32 protein-coding genes are annotated in these 15,510 nt (G+C 33.5%); 30 read left to right on the top strand and 2 right to left on the bottom strand.

Annotated features, from left to right (window positions below; translation table 11 throughout):
* Entirely contained in the window at positions 1-291 is a 291-nt protein-coding gene (locus WKT08_RS00870) for a DUF5966 family protein (RefSeq protein WP_199774062.1), read from the top strand.
* An 82-nt stretch (positions 292-373) separates the two neighbouring features.
* On the opposite strand, the gene WKT08_RS00865 is transcribed toward WKT08_RS00870, so the two are convergent.
* Positions 374-1,234, bottom strand: a complete 861-nt coding sequence (locus WKT08_RS00865) for a helix-turn-helix domain-containing protein (RefSeq protein ID WP_125394041.1) — start codon at positions 1,232-1,234, stop codon at positions 374-376.
* Between the two features lie 547 nt (positions 1,235-1,781).
* On the opposite strand from WKT08_RS00865, the gene WKT08_RS00860 reads away from it, so the two are divergent.
* The 25 genes from WKT08_RS00860 to WKT08_RS00745 all read left to right on the top strand — a co-directional run bounded on the left by WKT08_RS00860 (position 1,782) and on the right by WKT08_RS00745 (position 13,686).
* Positions 1,782-2,381, top strand: coding sequence for a hypothetical protein (locus tag WKT08_RS00860; RefSeq protein WP_340279559.1), 600 nt, complete (start codon positions 1,782-1,784; stop codon positions 2,379-2,381).
* A 252-nt stretch (positions 2,382-2,633) separates the two neighbouring features.
* A complete protein-coding gene (locus tag WKT08_RS00855; protein ID WP_247912185.1) occupies positions 2,634-2,798 on the top strand; it encodes a hypothetical protein in 165 nt (54 codons plus the stop codon).
* Positions 2,795-3,118: a sel1 repeat family protein gene (locus tag WKT08_RS00850; RefSeq protein ID WP_340279558.1), complete on the top strand. Its 324-nt coding sequence runs from the start codon at positions 2,795-2,797 to the stop codon at positions 3,116-3,118. The genes WKT08_RS00855 and WKT08_RS00850 overlap by 4 nt, the downstream gene beginning before the upstream one ends.
* A gap of 163 nt (positions 3,119-3,281) precedes the next feature.
* Positions 3,282-3,965 carry a hypothetical protein gene (locus WKT08_RS00845; RefSeq protein WP_340279557.1) on the top strand — a complete coding sequence of 228 codons (684 nt, stop codon included), beginning with the start codon at positions 3,282-3,284 and terminating at the stop codon, positions 3,963-3,965.
* Between the two features lie 37 nt (positions 3,966-4,002).
* A complete protein-coding gene (locus WKT08_RS00840) occupies positions 4,003-4,140 on the top strand; it encodes an RHS domain-containing protein (RefSeq protein WP_340279556.1) in 138 nt (45 codons plus the stop codon).
* 147 nt (positions 4,141-4,287) lie between these two features.
* Positions 4,288-4,833 (top strand): cation:proton antiporter, encoded by a 546-nt coding sequence (locus WKT08_RS00835; RefSeq protein ID WP_340279555.1) that lies wholly within the window; start codon positions 4,288-4,290, stop codon positions 4,831-4,833.
* Positions 4,834-4,881: 48 nt separating this feature from the next.
* Entirely contained in the window at positions 4,882-5,214 is a 333-nt protein-coding gene (locus tag WKT08_RS00830) for a hypothetical protein (protein ID WP_340279554.1), read from the top strand.
* Positions 5,215-5,371: 157 nt separating this feature from the next.
* Complete coding sequence (locus WKT08_RS00825; RefSeq protein WP_340280084.1) at positions 5,372-5,572, top strand: RHS repeat-associated core domain-containing protein; 201 nt, start codon at positions 5,372-5,374, stop codon at positions 5,570-5,572.
* Positions 5,573-5,671: 99 nt separating this feature from the next.
* Positions 5,672-5,941 carry a polymorphic toxin type 8 domain-containing protein gene (locus WKT08_RS00820; RefSeq protein ID WP_340279553.1) on the top strand — a complete coding sequence of 90 codons (270 nt, stop codon included), beginning with the start codon at positions 5,672-5,674 and terminating at the stop codon, positions 5,939-5,941.
* 14 nt (positions 5,942-5,955) lie between these two features.
* Positions 5,956-6,384 (top strand): DUF2750 domain-containing protein, encoded by a 429-nt coding sequence (locus WKT08_RS00815; protein ID WP_340279552.1) that lies wholly within the window; start codon positions 5,956-5,958, stop codon positions 6,382-6,384.
* A 2-nt stretch (positions 6,385-6,386) separates the two neighbouring features.
* Entirely contained in the window at positions 6,387-6,806 is a 420-nt protein-coding gene (locus WKT08_RS00810) for a DUF2750 domain-containing protein (RefSeq protein ID WP_340279551.1), read from the top strand.
* A 137-nt stretch (positions 6,807-6,943) separates the two neighbouring features.
* Entirely contained in the window at positions 6,944-7,510 is a 567-nt protein-coding gene (locus tag WKT08_RS00805) for a hypothetical protein (RefSeq protein ID WP_340279550.1), read from the top strand.
* A 225-nt stretch (positions 7,511-7,735) separates the two neighbouring features.
* Positions 7,736-7,906: a hypothetical protein gene (locus WKT08_RS00800; protein WP_340279548.1), complete on the top strand. Its 171-nt coding sequence runs from the start codon at positions 7,736-7,738 to the stop codon at positions 7,904-7,906.
* Positions 7,907-8,051: 145 nt separating this feature from the next.
* Positions 8,052-8,243 carry a toxin C-terminal domain-containing protein gene (locus WKT08_RS00795; RefSeq protein WP_340280082.1) on the top strand — a complete coding sequence of 64 codons (192 nt, stop codon included), beginning with the start codon at positions 8,052-8,054 and terminating at the stop codon, positions 8,241-8,243.
* Complete coding sequence (locus tag WKT08_RS00790; protein WP_340279547.1) at positions 8,158-8,739, top strand: hypothetical protein; 582 nt, start codon at positions 8,158-8,160, stop codon at positions 8,737-8,739. The genes WKT08_RS00795 and WKT08_RS00790 overlap by 86 nt, the downstream gene beginning before the upstream one ends.
* A 26-nt stretch (positions 8,740-8,765) precedes the next feature.
* Positions 8,766-8,951, top strand: a complete 186-nt coding sequence (locus WKT08_RS00785; protein WP_340279546.1) for a hypothetical protein — start codon at positions 8,766-8,768, stop codon at positions 8,949-8,951.
* Between the two features lie 115 nt (positions 8,952-9,066).
* A complete protein-coding gene (locus WKT08_RS00780) occupies positions 9,067-9,642 on the top strand; it encodes a hypothetical protein (RefSeq protein WP_340279545.1) in 576 nt (191 codons plus the stop codon).
* Positions 9,643-9,806: 164 nt separating this feature from the next.
* Complete coding sequence (locus tag WKT08_RS00775) at positions 9,807-10,190, top strand: RHS repeat-associated core domain-containing protein (RefSeq protein ID WP_340279544.1); 384 nt, start codon at positions 9,807-9,809, stop codon at positions 10,188-10,190.
* 14 nt (positions 10,191-10,204) lie between these two features.
* On the top strand, positions 10,205-10,312 hold the full coding sequence (locus WKT08_RS10470; RefSeq protein WP_445330253.1) for a glycohydrolase toxin TNT-related protein: 108 nt from the start codon (positions 10,205-10,207) through the stop codon (positions 10,310-10,312).
* Between the two features lie 77 nt (positions 10,313-10,389).
* A complete protein-coding gene (locus WKT08_RS00770; protein WP_006155758.1) occupies positions 10,390-10,629 on the top strand; it encodes a hypothetical protein in 240 nt (79 codons plus the stop codon).
* A gap of 232 nt (positions 10,630-10,861) precedes the next feature.
* Positions 10,862-11,713 carry a hypothetical protein gene (locus WKT08_RS00765; RefSeq protein ID WP_340279543.1) on the top strand — a complete coding sequence of 284 codons (852 nt, stop codon included), beginning with the start codon at positions 10,862-10,864 and terminating at the stop codon, positions 11,711-11,713.
* A gap of 197 nt (positions 11,714-11,910) precedes the next feature.
* Positions 11,911-12,243, top strand: a complete 333-nt coding sequence (locus WKT08_RS00760; protein WP_340279542.1) for a DNA polymerase III — start codon at positions 11,911-11,913, stop codon at positions 12,241-12,243.
* 293 nt (positions 12,244-12,536) lie between these two features.
* On the top strand, positions 12,537-12,989 hold the full coding sequence (locus WKT08_RS00755; protein ID WP_340279541.1) for a tetratricopeptide repeat protein: 453 nt from the start codon (positions 12,537-12,539) through the stop codon (positions 12,987-12,989).
* Positions 12,990-13,070: 81 nt separating this feature from the next.
* Positions 13,071-13,265, top strand: a complete 195-nt coding sequence (locus tag WKT08_RS00750) for an RHS repeat-associated core domain-containing protein (RefSeq protein WP_247912195.1) — start codon at positions 13,071-13,073, stop codon at positions 13,263-13,265.
* Positions 13,266-13,410: 145 nt separating this feature from the next.
* Entirely contained in the window at positions 13,411-13,686 is a 276-nt protein-coding gene (locus WKT08_RS00745; RefSeq protein WP_340279540.1) for a hypothetical protein, read from the top strand.
* A gap of 8 nt (positions 13,687-13,694) precedes the next feature.
* On the opposite strand, the gene WKT08_RS00740 is transcribed toward WKT08_RS00745, so the two are convergent.
* On the bottom strand, positions 13,695-13,826 hold the full coding sequence (locus tag WKT08_RS00740; RefSeq protein WP_340279539.1) for a hypothetical protein: 132 nt from the start codon (positions 13,824-13,826) through the stop codon (positions 13,695-13,697).
* A gap of 156 nt (positions 13,827-13,982) precedes the next feature.
* Here WKT08_RS00740 and WKT08_RS00735 point away from each other — a divergent pair, with 156 nt between their 5' ends.
* The 4 genes from WKT08_RS00735 to WKT08_RS00725 all read left to right on the top strand — a co-directional run bounded on the left by WKT08_RS00735 (position 13,983) and on the right by WKT08_RS00725 (position 15,478).
* Entirely contained in the window at positions 13,983-14,282 is a 300-nt protein-coding gene (locus WKT08_RS00735) for a hypothetical protein (RefSeq protein ID WP_340279538.1), read from the top strand.
* The gene (locus WKT08_RS10465; RefSeq protein WP_445330256.1) at positions 14,283-14,462 is read left to right on the top strand and encodes an HNH endonuclease; all 180 of its coding nucleotides are present in this window, start codon (positions 14,283-14,285) and stop codon (positions 14,460-14,462) included. It abuts the gene before it with no gap.
* A gap of 37 nt (positions 14,463-14,499) precedes the next feature.
* Complete coding sequence (locus WKT08_RS00730) at positions 14,500-14,985, top strand: SMI1/KNR4 family protein (protein WP_340279537.1); 486 nt, start codon at positions 14,500-14,502, stop codon at positions 14,983-14,985.
* A 106-nt stretch (positions 14,986-15,091) separates the two neighbouring features.
* Positions 15,092-15,478: an ankyrin repeat domain-containing protein gene (locus WKT08_RS00725; RefSeq protein ID WP_340279536.1), complete on the top strand. Its 387-nt coding sequence runs from the start codon at positions 15,092-15,094 to the stop codon at positions 15,476-15,478.
* Positions 15,479-15,510: the final 32 nt, after the last annotated feature.

The following is a 15,510-nucleotide window of genomic DNA, read 5'->3' as shown; positions in this document are numbered from 1 at the left end:
ATGAATGATTTACTCCTTGTCCCAGTAATTTTTTTATCAGTAGGAGGAATTCTCATTCTTTTATGGAGACTCTTTCTTATTGCCAGTGGACTTTTCCTTATTGGTTTTGTCAGTTTTCTTATTTTCGTGGAGGGATATGGAATTTATCTGTTCTTTACAGAGACTGAACTTTACACGGAAGATTTGGCACAGAATGGATTATTTAGTTTTACGATTTTCTTTATCATCTTTAATTTAGTTTTACTTGTATTAGTAAGTTTGGCGGGATACAAATGGAAGAGGGGATATTAACAAAAGTGGAGAAAACTATATTAGTTCCTCTCCACTTTTACGTTTCTAGCTAATTGGTAATTATAACTTATTACGATTGAAGTCACCTATCCTTATCTTTTAAAAAATGATCAATCTTAGCCATCATGAGCTTGTGCTCGTATATTTTACAGATATCACGAGCCTGTAAATAATAGTCAAGAATTTCATCGTGCTTTAAAAAATCTTTTCCGGCATTTGCAACGATAGTTAAAAGAGGCGCCAGCTGATAGCTGGTCTCTTTTTGTTTACAAAAGTCAATGGTTTCTAAGGCTTCTTGGACGGCTTCTAATTCCTTACCTTTAGAGTGTAAATAATAGGCGAAATTATGTTTAACTCGAATATAACCAAATAAATACTCTTGGTGGTTTAAATCTTTTTCCTGATACAAACTGATAAGAAGTGAGTTATTTTCTTCGTATTCTGCATCACGCCCTACAGAAAAATAAAAATTAGATAAAGTATTGAGGAGTTTAAGATACACAGATGAGCTGACCGAAAGCTTTGGCAAAGTGTTTTCTAGACTGGCGATAGCTTCATCTTTGGAACTATGTAAGTAGAAAAGGATAATCGCTTGAATCCATAGAAGATAAAATTCATCCTCAGTAGACAGATACTGATACTTTTCTTTTTCTAAGTTTAAGAGGTATTTTAAATCCTCGTAATTACGATCTTCAAGTAATTTTTCTGCTAATTTCTTAAACGGTGCTATATTGGAAGTCATTTCAATCTGTTCATCGAAAAAATAATCTAAGGGAACTTGAAGCCGATTTGCAAGTTTATAGAGTAAATCAGCAGCAGGCATATAGTTACCACGTTCTATTTTGCTGATTTGGCTTTGCTCACAAATTTCTTCGGAAAGTGTTTTTTGTGAGAATCCTTTTTCTTTTCTCTTGGCTTTTAGTTTATCAGATAATATGCTCATCTTTAAACCTTCTTTAAATAAATTTACGATTAATTATATACTTTTAAAACTAAAAATTTATGTACAATTGACTAAACTAGAGCTAAACCATTGATAAAACTGAATTAGAAGGATAAAGTACACTTATTAAGCAGTGTACTTTATTTTTGTTTTGTACATTATTTGTTGATTGCTTAATCAATACTACATCTCTATCAGGCAATTCAGACTCCATTTAGTCCTCTAAAACCCACGTTGAGGCGGTATCACTACTTGTAAAAGTTTAGAAACCTTGTAACGAAAGGGAGAATGAAAAGCGTGAAGGTAGCTTCTCTAACCGAATAGAGGGTAAGAATCAGAGTAATAGTTCAAGTATGGCTTCTGGATACTATAGTCTGACATGCTATCAATCTATTTCAGAAACTGGACAAATTGTAGTAACTTTCCTTGAAGGAACTGAGGTAGATTTATAAGAGACTGTGACTGGGAAGTTGCAGTCTTTTTAGAGGTTTAATGGTATAATGAGATTATAAATGTGGATATTGTTTAAATCTCTGGAGGACGCATAATGCTGAATTTAGTAAAAGGACACCAAGTTAGCTTGGTAGAAAACCTATTTGAATCATTTACAAAGTTAACTGAACATCATTTGATGGCGAATGTACACGCAGAAAAAATATTAGAGATTTTTCAACACTTTATTGTGATTCATGACGAGCCCTTGTTTTTTATTTTGGAATTGCCTGTCAGTATTGATAGAGAAAAAGTGATAGCAAAGAATATTATTAAGGAATCCCATAAGGATGTTTATTATATTGATGGTTGTTCAAGAGAAGAATGTCTAGCACTGTTGATTAGATACGGTGATTTACTTGTAAATGATGGATTAAGTAAGTTTGGATTTGGTGGACATAAAAGTCACGATGAAATCATGCTTGATAGCTATAATGTTGTGACAATTTATAGTAAAGAACTATCGAAATTTAATGACTTTTTTGAACCTCATAATATTCAATTTGTAGAAGAACTAGTGACAGCTTGGAAAACTTTTTCTAAGACCTCACCAGGAATCTCTGAAATCTATGAAAGTAATGGAAAAACTGTTTATGATTTGCCTGAAGAATTAGCTGAATGGGGAATATATTTAGCTGAAACTCGAACAGAATAGGCATATCTATAGGATTAGAAAGAGAATATTTCTATTCCTCTAATACCCCAAATTTAACTTTAGTAAATTTATAGAAGGAAAAGCTAGATGTAAGCACACGTTGATGTGTGAGTATTGCTCGTGAATGATAAAAGATAGGGTATAATTCATTACACTGTTTTTGGATAAATATTGTTAGAATGTAACTTTTATGTTGCAGTTTTTCAATTTATACATGGTATAATTAAAATAATAAAATAAAGTGGATTTTTTATGAGTAAAGAACTAGTATTTCAAAGTGTAGAATCACTACAACAAGTTGTAAACGTAATTAATGAGGCCGCGGCAGCTCTTAATGATAAAACACGTACAATAAGAGAGAGTCCAATCCCAGAAGTGTTAGCTGGAGCATTGGGAGCAGGTATTGGTGGCAAATGACTAAATTTATATCAACAGGTAGTACTTATTGGATTTCAGATGAAGAAATTCAAATTCTCGAAAAGAACGCCACTAATGGAGATAAAAACTCAGCATTCAAATCATATCAATACCATATGTTTGTATCTTTAGATCAAGATTTGGAATTTAAATGGCTAGAGATAGCGGCAAAAAATGGACATCCAATTGCCCAATCCAATTTAGCCGATTTATTTTTCACACTAGGCAATAAAGAAAAAGCCATATTTTGGGCTACAAAGGCATATAGAAATGGTGCCAAACTACCAGACGAATTAAAAATATTGATAAATATCAATTAATTAATAAGATTTAGCGGATTATCGTTACGAGCCTGATGCGGGTCGGTTTGTGAATCAGGATTCGATTGGGTTGTTGGGTGGAGAGAATTTGTATCAGTTTACTCCAAATGCACAAACAGGCAATAAAATTTGCAAAAAAATAAATGCTATTAAGGAAATTTAAATGTCAAAATTACTTTTTACTTCTTCTAAAACATCACATAGTATCGGTTATATTGGAGGAGGAGCTGACCATATTCCGTTAGAATTATGGCCTAAAGTTCCAAATTCTGATGCCTATCAAACGCATCTATTTACTCTTTATTCTGACTTTTTACCTGAAAATGTATTTCCTCGTAGAAATTATTATATCTCTGTTTTTATTTCCATAGAGGAGCATGCACTGGGAGGAGTAAAAGACTCTATTTCATCTAAATATACTGTTAATTGTCAGGGTGATTTAATTTTACTAAATGATGGTTTTAGTTGTGCTGTTCTTTATGAAAGGGAACAAGATACCGGCAAGCAAGATTTAGGAAGTACTTCTTTGGAAAGAAAATTTTTTGAAAGACTTGATGAAGTTGATAAAGAAGCCGATGCGAAATACAATGAAAATGAACATTTATTCTTTGAAGATAATGGGATGGGATTGGATGTATCCAAAATTTTTGGCAATCCTTATTTTGAACAAGATATAATATATCCTTCTCCTAAGTTTAATTTTTGCTTGCAATTATTAGAAGAAGATATAGATAAAAAGTTACATATTTTTCAGAATGGTATTGGTTATTTTTATTATGACCAAAATGTTAAGAAAAAACTTCTATCTGGAAGTCAAGCAGGTATTTTCTTTATTCAAAACACTTAATAATTAACATAAAACCTTCAGTTCTGACATAGGATATGTGCGGTACGCACGCGGTTTCGCCTATCAAAACTACATCAACGAAGACGGAGAAAACCGACAACAACCTCACTACTTCCACTGCGACCAAATCGGCATCCCAAGAGAGATGACCGATAAGGACGGCAAGCTCTTGTAGTTCGGCAACTATACCTGCTGGGGTCATCTGAAAAAGATGAGTGTGTCTATCAGCACGCGCATCGGCCGTTCAGATTGCAAAACCAGTATTACGATGATCAAGTGTTGACGATGCTAGCGGCGTATATGATTAATGAAAGGATGAGTTATGAATATAGAATTGCATATTGAAAGAGTACAATCTCTTTTAGATCAAATGGATTTACAAAAGAAATGTAAATTTGCAGCTTGGTGCTGTAATGCACTGATCATTGAGAAAAAAATTAATGAAAATTTGACTAAAATAACTAATTCAAATGTGAACTACCAACTCTGTGATGCTATCATTAAAGCTGGTTGGTATGATTTCTCCCAAATAAATATTGGAATCTCTCAAAAAGCTATAGAAGATATAAATTGGGATGATGATGATCCATTAAATGATATGATAGAAACACAAGGAACTATAGAATTATTAGCTTCGATTCGAAATATGTTACTAGGTATACAACAAAAATCATCTGATAGTTATTACTTTGCTGCATGTGCTGAAAACGTAATTAACTGGAAAGATGCTTTAGCGAATTTCTCATACTCCGAAGATGACAAAATAGAGGACGAAAATTTAAAACGTGAATATGAAATTCAATTGTTATTTTTAGATGATTTAAGAAATAGTATAATTACCTTACAGGATATTAAGAAATATAGATAAATGGATGCAAGCCTGAGTAGACTATTTAGAAAGATAGGAGTTGAGTTGATGGAGTCTGAGGAATTAACTTCTAAAATTTTGCTGGAAAGTGTTTTAGAATGTACAAATTTTGTAGTAAATGAGGTGCCAAATTTATACAGTGCAGTAATGGAGAGATTAAAGCAAGACGATGAAGTATTCTTTATGAATTTTGTTGAAGATGAGGATAATCAGGATGATTATTATGGATATGTCTATAATAAAACAAATGGAAAAATCTACGAATATGCTTTCCATGATGACAAATTAGTGAAAAATAGGAAGTTGTCTTTTATTGAAAAGAAAATTAGAGAGTTAACAACGAAAGATATTCTTGAATTACCTATAATAGATTTACTGTAATCTAGATATACCTATGATTGGTCTCGTACTTTTATGTAAGCAAGTATTAGAAAGCCTAAGCCTGTATGAGATCTCCAGTCCCAACGTAGGATATGTGCGGAACGCACGCACGCGGTTTCTGCTTTTCAGGCGACCTCACAACCTCCTTTGAGGCCGTCTGAAAGAGGAAATCAAGGTAACGGATAGCGCATACCAGCTCTTCCGATTACAGAACCAGTACGCTGACCGTGAGACGGGGTTGCATTACAACTTCTTCAGATACTACGAGCCTGATGCAGGTCAGTTTGTGATTCAGGAGCCGATTGGATTGTTGGGTGGAGAGAATTTGTATCAGTTTGCTCCTAATATTCAAAATTAGGTTTATTTTTTAGGACTGCGAAGAAGTTATGCAGGAAAACAGGAACGTATTAGGGCACTTGCAACTGATAAATCTCAACCTCGTTTTGTCCGTGGCTGGGTGCAGAATGAAATTAGAAGAGTAGAGACTCGTAAGAGTCTAGGTAAAACTACTAAATTGTCCTTGAGATTACCACCTAGCTTTGATTTAGCTCACTGGAGAAAATATGAGAGTAAGAAAGGGTTTAGTTATACCTTTACGTGTCTTTTGACAAGAATATTACATAGACTTCAGTATAAAAAAGATAATGGTGGTCGAAGACAACCTTTGCGAGCATCAAAAAAATGTGGTGGAAAATCTGAGCAAGAAATCAAAGATTCACGAAAGTAGAAAGGATTTAAATAATGGGCCTGCCAAAACAAGCAAGTGATTCAATTGTTAAATTATCAGCTAAAGAAAGATTGGATTATTCTATTAAAACTATATCCGGTACTGAAACTTTATACCTACTAGATGGAAAAGATGACTGGATATGTTTGCAAGATGATGAAGGAAAAGAATATCTAATGATCTTTCCAGAATCTGAGTTTGCGGAGTTAGCTCTCCAATGGAATCCTCAAGCATTGAGAATAGATGAAATGGAACTAGAGAACTTCTTAGAAGATACCGTTCCTTTAATGTCTGAAAGTAATATTAGATTAGCTATTTTTCCTATAGATGAAAAAACAGAAACTATTATTTTTGATCCAATTGAATTTGCCAAGATGATCAATGATTATTTTTATGAGTGGTATGGGGAAGAATTTGATTTACCTTATTTATTAGGAGGTTAACAATGGGTTTACATAAAAAAGCAATAAATGCAATTCTTAATTTGTCCAGTCAAGAACGTTATGAGCATACTTTAAAAAGGATAACTGACTCTGGAGTTTTATATGTTTTAGCAGACAAAGACGGAGATTGGATATTATGGGGAGATGAGAAAAATTCATCTTTAGCCATATGGCCTGAATTAGAATTCGCGAGAATTATGGCAAATTCTGAGGATAAGAATTCTGATATTTATGAAATTGAGATAGAAGAATTTTTAGAGGATGGAATACCATGGTTGATAGAAAATAATATAGGTATAGCTGTCTTTCCGATTCCTGACAATCCTGAAACTATTGATATGAAGGCTATTCAGTTTGCCGCCTCAGTTAATAAAATCTTAGATGAAAGTTATGATGAGGCCTTAGATTTGCCTTATCTTTAAACGAATAGTCAGTTCAAGATCTAACCAAACCGTAAGGTTGTCTGAAATATTTGTTCTTTAAATAAACATTTTAAAAATATACTTGTACTGCACCAATTTCTAAAAGTAATAGTAAAAAAGGAAAAATAGGTAAAATAATGAATAAAGAAACAATAACTTCTATTCTTAACGAATTTCAACGTAACCTTTATTTTGATAATTGGCTAAGAAAAGTAGGAGATTTCCCAGAAGAGCAAAGAAAACAACCTTATCCATTTTCTTGTAAAAAAATAGTAACCTTAAAAGATGCAAAAAAATGGATTGCTAATGATGAGTTATGGGAAGGAGTGCAAAGGGCTTCTAATGACTATTTATTTAATTTATTTCAAAACGCAACTGGTAAAGGGGCCATGGTAAATGAATTTGGGCAATGTATTGCAAAATTTTTTCATTCACATGAATCTCTTTTAAAAGAAAAAATAAAAGAAAGTAAATTAAAAACAGATGATACATATTTTGCATTATATAGTATTGTTTTAGGGGCTTTTTTAGAATATTCAATTAATAAGGTAGATGAAAATATAAAAGTTGACTTAAATTTGAATCTTCTTAAAATCATTAATGATGGATATATGCCTTGTGGTTGGAGTTTTAAATCTGAAAACATAATGGATTTTAGTGAGAGGCCTTTTGATTATTCAGCAGGATATTTATACATCTATTGAGTATTTCCCATAATAATTTAACTCCGAACTTCTTAAACAAGCTGTAGTTTGTATGAAATTTCTATTTTGATGTAGCAAGCCGTAGCCCGCACATAACCTTCAGTCCCGATGTAGGGTGTGTGGCACGCACGCGGTTTCGCCTATCGAAACCCCATCAACGAAGACGGAGAAAGCCGCCAACAAACCCACTACTTCCACTGTGACCAAATCGGCCTCCCAAGAGAGATGACCAATGGCGAATGTAACCTGGTTTGGTTCGGAGATTATTACGGTTGGGGTAAACTGAAGAGTGAAACCAACATATCCGGAACTACTCACCAGCCGTTCAGTCTGCAGAACCAGTTTTGCGACCATGAAGCTGGGTTGCACTACAACCTGATGCGGGTCGGTTTGTGAATCAGGACCCGATTAGGTTGTTTTTGGGGGGGATAATCTGTATCAGTTTTCACCGAATGCTCAAGAATGGATTGATCCTTTGGGACTTATAACCTCTTCAGAGGAAAATAAGGCTACAAAAGCATTGGGATACACGAAAACAAGTGTGATATCGCATGGACGACCCGTTCTTAAGAAAACAAAAACTGCTCCATCGGGATGTCCTATATTTATCACTACTGATGTAGATAGTCATAATGGAGGTGTTTGGAATGGTGCTGATTCAGCTAAGGCATTGGATAGTAAGCAAATACGCTCAGGTACGTATGATGCAGCACATAAACGAATTGGAGATTAAAATGAAGTTCTCTTATAGAATCACAAAATACCATAAATACTCAAACGAAGATAAAAAGATATTATGTACCTCGCCTGAAGAATGGACGAGTTTTTCTGATGTAGGAAAAGGGATAGTCTCTCTTAATGAATACACAAAAATTGAATCTGAATATATCTGTCTTATATTAAAAATTTGTAAATTACATAAGATCAAATCTCTAAAAATAAAAGAACTAGATAATTTCAATAACTTAAAACAATATAGTAACAATCAGAAAATAACCAATGAAGAAGATTTGATTAAGTTATTAAAACTTATCTTGAGAGAAAAAATTTGGTGTAAATTATGTTCCAGAAATTGTGAGTTCCATTTTGGCTATGATTATTACTTATATTGCATATGCAATAAGGATTTATACTGTTTTTTTAATACTTCATCAACGACATTAAATATTGAAAAATATATATCTCCATATATAAAATACAAACAAATTAAGAGAATTAAACCATTTTAAAACCAAATTATTAATTAACAAAAGATATGGATCGCAAAGAAAATATAACTCCAAACACTTTAGAAATACAAAAAAATGATGAATACGACTACTTCGACAACCTCATCCACCGCGAACTGGCCGACGGCGAGGTGCAGAACTTTTTCTACGACCTGCATGACCAACTGGTTAAAGCCAAAATCTTCAAAAAAGACGGCATAAAAGAAACTTGATCCTACACCTACGACGCCTTGGGTAGAAGAATAGGCATAGTCCTTTTAATTTGAGAGAAGTAACTAGAGAACAACATGCAGCGCTTGACCCTTATAGGAATCTAGGAGATTAGCTATGAAAGCAATAGAAATTTTAAAGAATTTTGTGGAAGAAAAATTATCAACTGAAGAATTGGAAATGGCGTTGTATTCCAATCAAGAATTAATTTCCCTGTTGGAAAGTACTAAAGCTAAACCTTATATGAATAGTAATTCTACTTATGAATATTTAATTAGTCAGGATTTGACATCTCTTGATGCAAAGTTAAATTTGATGGATATTTTCAGGGAAATTTTAGATTACAAGCATATCCCGTACTCTTCGAATTCAACGACAGAAAAAAAATTCGATTTAATTTTGGAATCTATTCCTAACTGGATACCTGCTGATATGGATTATTTAAATTTCTTGTATGATAAGTACAAACCTAAGACTGCGACCACTTTTAAAAAGATTATTAAGGAACATTTCATTTGTATGGATAAATATCCCAAATGGTTACAGGAGCCTGATTGGCCTATCGTCGATAATATTCCCGCAATGTTTCTAGGGCAGTTAGATATATCGAAGATGAAGCATGATACTACTTATTTGTACATTTTTTGGGATAAAAAATCAGATAGATATACAGAAGTCATACAGTCTCTATAAATGGGCAAGTCGTAGCAAGCTGTAGCCTGCACAAAATCTTCAATCCTAACGTAAGGGTGTATGTGACACGCACGTGGTTTCTGTTTTTCAGACGACCTCTACCAAATCGCCATCAATATCACCGACACCGCCGGTTACACCACCAGCTACGGCTACAACGCCCGATGGCTGCCCGAAACCGTTACCGATACTTACAATACGACAGCTACGACTCCTTGACGCAGGTACGTAACTGGACCAACGCAGACGGCGAAAGTAGACAACAAACCCGATACTTTCACTGCGACCAAATCGGCATTCCGCGTGAGATGACCGATAAGGACAGCAACCTCTTATGGTTCGGCAACTACACCGGCTGGGGTCGTCTGAAAGAGGAAACCCGAGTAACGGATAGCGCATACCAACCCTTCCGCCTGCAAAACCAATATGTCGACTGTGAGACGAGGCTGCATTTCAACTTCTTCAGGTATTATAAGCCTGATGCAGGTTGGTTTGTGAATCAGGATCCGATTGGGCTTTCAGGCGGAGACAATCTGTATCTCCAGTAGGAACACCATACCCTATGAGAGCCTTACCTCCTGGTTCTAATGGAAAGCCTTATACCATATATAGGGTACTGAAACCAATTGATAATGTAGCTGCAAGCAAAATTATGCCGTTGTTTGGATAGATTGGATTTAGGGACGCAGTAAGAATTATTAAATCATATATAGAATCTGAGCATATGGAAAAGGTGAAAATAGGAAAATGTTAAAAATTAATGAATTGAATTCATATCTTAAAAGTAAAGGAGTACCAGAAGATAGTTACTCAATCAATGAAGTAAATGATGAATCATTATGTATTGTTGAAGAAAATAAAAAATGGCATATATTCTATTCTGAAAGAGGATTGAGAACCGAAGAATATTGTTACCAAGATGAACATTTGGCAATTCTATATTTTATAAATCGGTTATCAAAAATGTTAAATTTTTCTTTCGAATGAAAAAAGCAAACTGTAGCCTGTATGAAACTTTTAATTATGGTATGGGATATGTGCGTAACATACACGCGGCTTCTACTTTTTAAGCGACATCTAAATCTTCTTTGAAGGCGTCTGAGCTATCGATTCTTTAACAGTTTCATTACCATTAGCAATGGCATTCTATCTAGAGGTCGTTTTTCCTGATGGCTGAGAAGCTAATTGACATTGACAAATACAGGAAAGGATATATATTATGTTGAAAATATTGAATAATTCTTTGGATGGAATTGTATTGGGTAAAAAAAAGGCTGATTTTGATGATGTTACTTTAAATGATCCTAGTTATTCATTAGAGTTTGATAGAAAGCATAAGATACAATCTGATTCAGAATTGATTACTGTATCCTCCTTGATGAATTGTGATGAATTTTGCTTAAATGGAAAAGTTATTAACTTTTCAAATCTTGAAAAATTTTTAGAAGAGGAGGATCCTCTAATAGAAGTTTCGGATGAAGAAAATTATTTTTATATTTTTCCAAAATATAATTTAGTTTTATATGTCGACTATATGGATAATTTGTTTCTGCAGATATTAATTTACGATGAGACTATAAGAAATTTATATGATAATAAAGGTAAAAAGTACTCAGACTTTCAAAAAAGTAAACTTAAAAACCCAACTTTAGATCATGATAAATTAATATTTATTCCTTATAAGAGCATAGGCGATTTTGAATTAAATTGTTCTCTATCAGATGTTATAAAAAAATATGACTTATCAAACAATGTTATCCCGAAGGTAAAAAATATTATAGAGATAAACAATTTTGTACTAAGGTTTGATAATGAAAAGTTAACTGAGGTTACAATTTTCAATGATAAAAAAGTAGAGTTTGCAATATACTATAATGAAATGGATATATCATCAAAAAAAGGGTTTGCTGAGCTATTAAGTCAATATGAAGTTATTGAGAGAACGAAATCTAAATATCTTTTCAAAGAATTAGGTCTAGTTGTAGAAAAAGATCTGTCCGAATTTCGTTTTTTTGAACAATCATTATTAAAATTTTGGGTAAATTTGCATAGACCTATTACTAGCTGGTAATCACAAGTAAGCCATAGCAAACCGTAGCCCACACAAAACCTTTAGTCCTGACGTAGGGTGTGTGCAGTACGCATGCGGTTTCTGTTTTTCAGACGACCTCTGTCAAATCGCCTAACCCGAAGGCGACGCACAGCCTCACTTCCGTCACCTTCAGATGAATTATTTAAAATTATCCGATTGAAATAGAAAGGAATCTTATGGAAGCAAATGATATAGTTTTATTTGATTTTGATGCATTTATTTCAGGAAGTAAAGATGTTGATTACCAAGAAGCAATAAAAAAAATGTCTTTGTCTTTGATGAAATTTTTAATAGAAAATGATTTGTTGGTAAATATAAATCCTTTTAATCAAGATGGATCAGTAAAAAATGATTTAATTATTAAGAAATCAAATTTAACGGATGAAGGTTTTCAATTATTCGTTAAACCAGTAAATAACTGGTGGAATGCTTTGGATAGGGGAACTCCTCCCGAGAAAGTTACTATTTTAGAGAACGGGTTGAAAAAAATTCGTGCCAAGAAAAAGTAATTTTATATTCTCAGACGGCCTCAATATCTTCTTTGAGGTCTTCTAAAAATAAGGAATGCACATATGAGACATAATCCTGAAGATGCCGTTTCTTATTGGAATCGTTGCGGTCGTTATTATGGAGCCAAGTCTCAGGCAGTACGAAAAAGGATGCTTGATTCTAATAATTATCGATTAGAATATGGACCATGAAACTGTTCCCGTGGAGCAAAGAGCAAAGAACGTTATAAGAAACCCCGCAAGCCTAAAAATGGAAAATTACCTAAAGGCTGTTAATCTAAGAAGGATAAATTATGTATTTAGATCAAGTAAATTATGAATTAAATAAGAAAATCAATGATTTTGTATGTAACTCAAATGACGCGCCCACACCGGAGGAAAGAATTGATATTCTAAAGCAGGCATGGGAACTTTTGCCTAAACCAGCCACTCAATTCGTCGAGCCAACTTCGGCAATCGCCTGTGGTATTTCAGAAAATTATAAAAAATTAGGCGATTATCAAAAAGCCCTTGAGTGGATGTTAATTGCACTTGAGGCACGAAAAGATGAACCTGCAGCAGGTGTGTTCATATGGACAGGAATCGTTTATTATGAATTGGGCGATATGGAGAATGCCTATAAATATTTTGACCTAACTTATAATGAGTTACGCTACACGCCGTTCTCTATGGAGGATAAAAAATATTGGCAATTTTATAAGCAACGTAAAGAAGAATTAAATCCTAAGAAAAAAACCAAAAAGTAAGATTCGATATTTTCAGACGACCTTTTTTGTACCGTACTTAACCGCCGCTACGCCTACGACCCGTTCGGCATCTCAAGAGAGATGATCGACATCCACGGAAACCTCTTGTGGTTTGGCAACTACACCGGCTGGGGGCGTCTGAAAGATGAAACCAAGGTAACGGATAGCTCGTACCAGCACTTCTGCCTGCAAAACCAGTACGCTGACCGTGAGACGGGGCTGCATTACAATTTATTCAGGTATTACGCGCCGGATGCAGGGCGGTTTGTGAATTAGGAAAAGATTATGCTATGGATAAAGCAACAGGATGTTGAAAAGGACATGATGATCCACAAGGAAAAGGACATGAAAAGTACCCGCACATAAGTATTAGACATCTGGATGGAAAAAAAGTGCGTATTGATATTATAGGAAAATAGATATGTTAAATTTAACTAATTTACAAACAAAAGGATATGATGAACTTATTGAAATTGATGGAGAAGTTGTTTATCAAGTGTTTGCTATTAAGAAAAGTAATGGAATTTATATTACATATTACTATACGGTACCCAAAAATAAATTGGATCAGGCCGAAGATTATGAGATAGAAGAATTCGATAAATTTAATGAATTTGAATTAGCTATAAGACATATACAATCAAAAGGTGCAAATCTATCAAGATTTAATGTATTTAAAGGTAACAAGCCTCTTTAAGACCATTTTTAGACCGTAGGTTGGGTCGAGACCCAACAAAACATCAAGGTCGTCTGAAATAGGAAACCAAGGTAACGGATAGTGCTTACCAACCGTTCAGCCTGCAAAACCAGTATGCCGATCGTGAGACGGGGCTGCATTACAACTTCTTCAGGTATTAAGAGCCTGATGTGGGGTGGGGTGACCCGTTGGGGCTATCTATTTCAACAGTCATTCATATGGTGCAAAAGGTAAACATATTGTTCCTGCATTGCCTGATATAACATAAATTCTATATTTTATTTGAGAAATTAATTATGAAAAAACAAGAAATTATTTTAAGTATGCAAATGGCTTTTCTTGGGGCAATTTGTAATAAAGTCAGACTTATTGCATTTGATATGACTGAAGAATTATTTGCTCTTTATGTATATATTGACTCACCACTGACAGATGATGAGTATGAAGCAATAGATAGTGCAGTTACAGATATATTGGCTGATTTTCCAAATTTTCTATATGAAAAAATATATATTATTGAAAATAATGATAATATTCTTTCATTAAATATATACAAAGGATGCTTTTTTATGAGATTTGAAAATAAAGTAGATTAAATAACACGTTGTAAAAAAACAGCAAACGATAAATATGATGCAAAGACTCCTCCAGGGTTTGTATGGCATCATGATACAGGAGGGATGATGAGGTTACTTCCTAAAGATATACATAAGTCTGTGAAACATACAGGTAGTGCGGCTCAACATCAAACACGGAAGGGAAAAGGAAAGTGTTAAATAACTTAGTAAAATTAGTAATAGGAGTGATTTAAAAGTGAATATTAAATTTAAAAAATTTGGTTTGAGCCCAGATGACATACAGCAGATGAAAAATTATGGAATTTTGCCAGATAAGAGGACTTTACAAAGTCTAAGTAAAGCATATAATTCAAGTAACCCAAATATCAAAGATATTATTGAATTTCAAGATAAATTAGGTTTTAAGATTGATACAGATTATGTTGATTTTTTGCTTAAAAATAATGGAGGAGTTCCATCTAAGATTAGAATAAAAGGCAATAAGATGGTCATTGATCATTTTTTGTCTTTTAAGTCTGATTATAAACTTAACTCTATCATTGATATATATTCCGATTTTCAACAATATGGATTACCAATTGCAGAAACTCCTTCTGGAGATAGTATTATTTTGTCCTCAGATGGGAAAGTTCGTTTTTTTAATCATAATATTGATTCTATTGATGAAGAAGTCGGTGTGATTGCAAATAATTTTTTAGAATTGCTTGAGAAATTATATTAGTAAACTTTGGTTAGCTGAAACCCTCAATCCTTACATAGAGTGTGTACAGTACGCACGCGGTTTCTGTTTTATTAAATTTATCAACTTAGAACTATAGGTATTGTTAATGAAAAAAGAATTATTATCTATTTTAAAAAAATATGAAACGCATCCTGATTTTTTAGGTGACACTATTGAAGATGTAAATCAAGTAGGAGGTATGGATGATACAGTTTTACATATTGCAGCCAGAAATAATTCTTTAAATGATGCTCTTGTATTTCTTCAAAATGGGGCATTGATCGATCTTAAAGGGGACTTAGGATATACCCCCCTACATTATGCATGCATGTTTGGAAATATAGAAATGGTGAAAGTACTCCTTGACAATGGATCTGATACAAATATACAAAATGAATTTGGAGAAAATGCCGTTAGAATTGCAATTAACTCATCCAGCGAAAATAAAGAGAAGATAGTAAAACTATTAAATGATTTTAGAAAACGTAAATAAAAAATAGATTATAACTCAATCAAATGGTGCCA

It is taken from the genome of Streptococcus sp. HCA-5024 (assembly GCF_037890265.1).
Classification (GTDB): Bacteria; Bacillota; Bacilli; order Lactobacillales; family Streptococcaceae; genus Streptococcus; species Streptococcus lingualis.
The sequence above is the reverse complement of the archived record's forward strand: the minus strand, read 5'-3'. Positions and strand labels throughout refer to the sequence as shown.

Coding starts and splice junctions, on each gene's coding strand:
- WKT08_RS00865 (WP_125394041.1), bottom strand. CDS start 1,234: ATGAGCATATTATCTGATAAACTAAAAGCCAAGAGAAAAGAAAAAGGA.
- WKT08_RS00830 (WP_340279554.1), top strand. CDS start 4,882: ATGGAGTCTGAGGAATTAACTTCTAAAATTTTGCTGGAAAGTGTTTTA.
- WKT08_RS00745 (WP_340279540.1), top strand. CDS start 13,411: ATGTTAAATTTAACTAATTTACAAACAAAAGGATATGATGAACTTATT.
- WKT08_RS00855 (WP_247912185.1), top strand. CDS start 2,634: ATGAGTAAAGAACTAGTATTTCAAAGTGTAGAATCACTACAACAAGTT.
- WKT08_RS00740 (WP_340279539.1), bottom strand. CDS start 13,826: ATGCAGCCCCGTCTCACGATCGGCATACTGGTTTTGCAGGCTGAACGG.
- WKT08_RS00765 (WP_340279543.1), top strand. CDS start 10,862: ATGTTGAAAATATTGAATAATTCTTTGGATGGAATTGTATTGGGTAAA.
- WKT08_RS10470 (WP_445330253.1), top strand. CDS start 10,205: ATGAGAGCCTTACCTCCTGGTTCTAATGGAAAGCCTTATACCATATAT.
- WKT08_RS00815 (WP_340279552.1), top strand. CDS start 5,956: ATGGGCCTGCCAAAACAAGCAAGTGATTCAATTGTTAAATTATCAGCT.
- WKT08_RS00790 (WP_340279547.1), top strand. CDS start 8,158: ATGGTGCTGATTCAGCTAAGGCATTGGATAGTAAGCAAATACGCTCAG.
- WKT08_RS00770 (WP_006155758.1), top strand. CDS start 10,390: ATGTTAAAAATTAATGAATTGAATTCATATCTTAAAAGTAAAGGAGTA.
- WKT08_RS00775 (WP_340279544.1), top strand. CDS start 9,807: ATGGCTGCCCGAAACCGTTACCGATACTTACAATACGACAGCTACGAC.
- WKT08_RS00735 (WP_340279538.1), top strand. CDS start 13,983: ATGAAAAAACAAGAAATTATTTTAAGTATGCAAATGGCTTTTCTTGGG.
- WKT08_RS00755 (WP_340279541.1), top strand. CDS start 12,537: ATGTATTTAGATCAAGTAAATTATGAATTAAATAAGAAAATCAATGAT.
- WKT08_RS00850 (WP_340279558.1), top strand. CDS start 2,795: ATGACTAAATTTATATCAACAGGTAGTACTTATTGGATTTCAGATGAA.
- WKT08_RS00780 (WP_340279545.1), top strand. CDS start 9,067: ATGAAAGCAATAGAAATTTTAAAGAATTTTGTGGAAGAAAAATTATCA.
- WKT08_RS00805 (WP_340279550.1), top strand. CDS start 6,944: ATGAATAAAGAAACAATAACTTCTATTCTTAACGAATTTCAACGTAAC.
- WKT08_RS00835 (WP_340279555.1), top strand. CDS start 4,288: ATGAATATAGAATTGCATATTGAAAGAGTACAATCTCTTTTAGATCAA.
- WKT08_RS00810 (WP_340279551.1), top strand. CDS start 6,387: ATGGGTTTACATAAAAAAGCAATAAATGCAATTCTTAATTTGTCCAGT.
- WKT08_RS00760 (WP_340279542.1), top strand. CDS start 11,911: ATGGAAGCAAATGATATAGTTTTATTTGATTTTGATGCATTTATTTCA.
- WKT08_RS00785 (WP_340279546.1), top strand. CDS start 8,766: ATGGATCGCAAAGAAAATATAACTCCAAACACTTTAGAAATACAAAAA.
- WKT08_RS00750 (WP_247912195.1), top strand. CDS start 13,071: ATGATCGACATCCACGGAAACCTCTTGTGGTTTGGCAACTACACCGGC.
- WKT08_RS00845 (WP_340279557.1), top strand. CDS start 3,282: ATGTCAAAATTACTTTTTACTTCTTCTAAAACATCACATAGTATCGGT.
- WKT08_RS00800 (WP_340279548.1), top strand. CDS start 7,736: ATGACCAATGGCGAATGTAACCTGGTTTGGTTCGGAGATTATTACGGT.
- WKT08_RS00725 (WP_340279536.1), top strand. CDS start 15,092: ATGAAAAAAGAATTATTATCTATTTTAAAAAAATATGAAACGCATCCT.
- WKT08_RS00870 (WP_199774062.1), top strand. CDS start 1: ATGAATGATTTACTCCTTGTCCCAGTAATTTTTTTATCAGTAGGAGGA.
- WKT08_RS00860 (WP_340279559.1), top strand. CDS start 1,782: ATGCTGAATTTAGTAAAAGGACACCAAGTTAGCTTGGTAGAAAACCTA.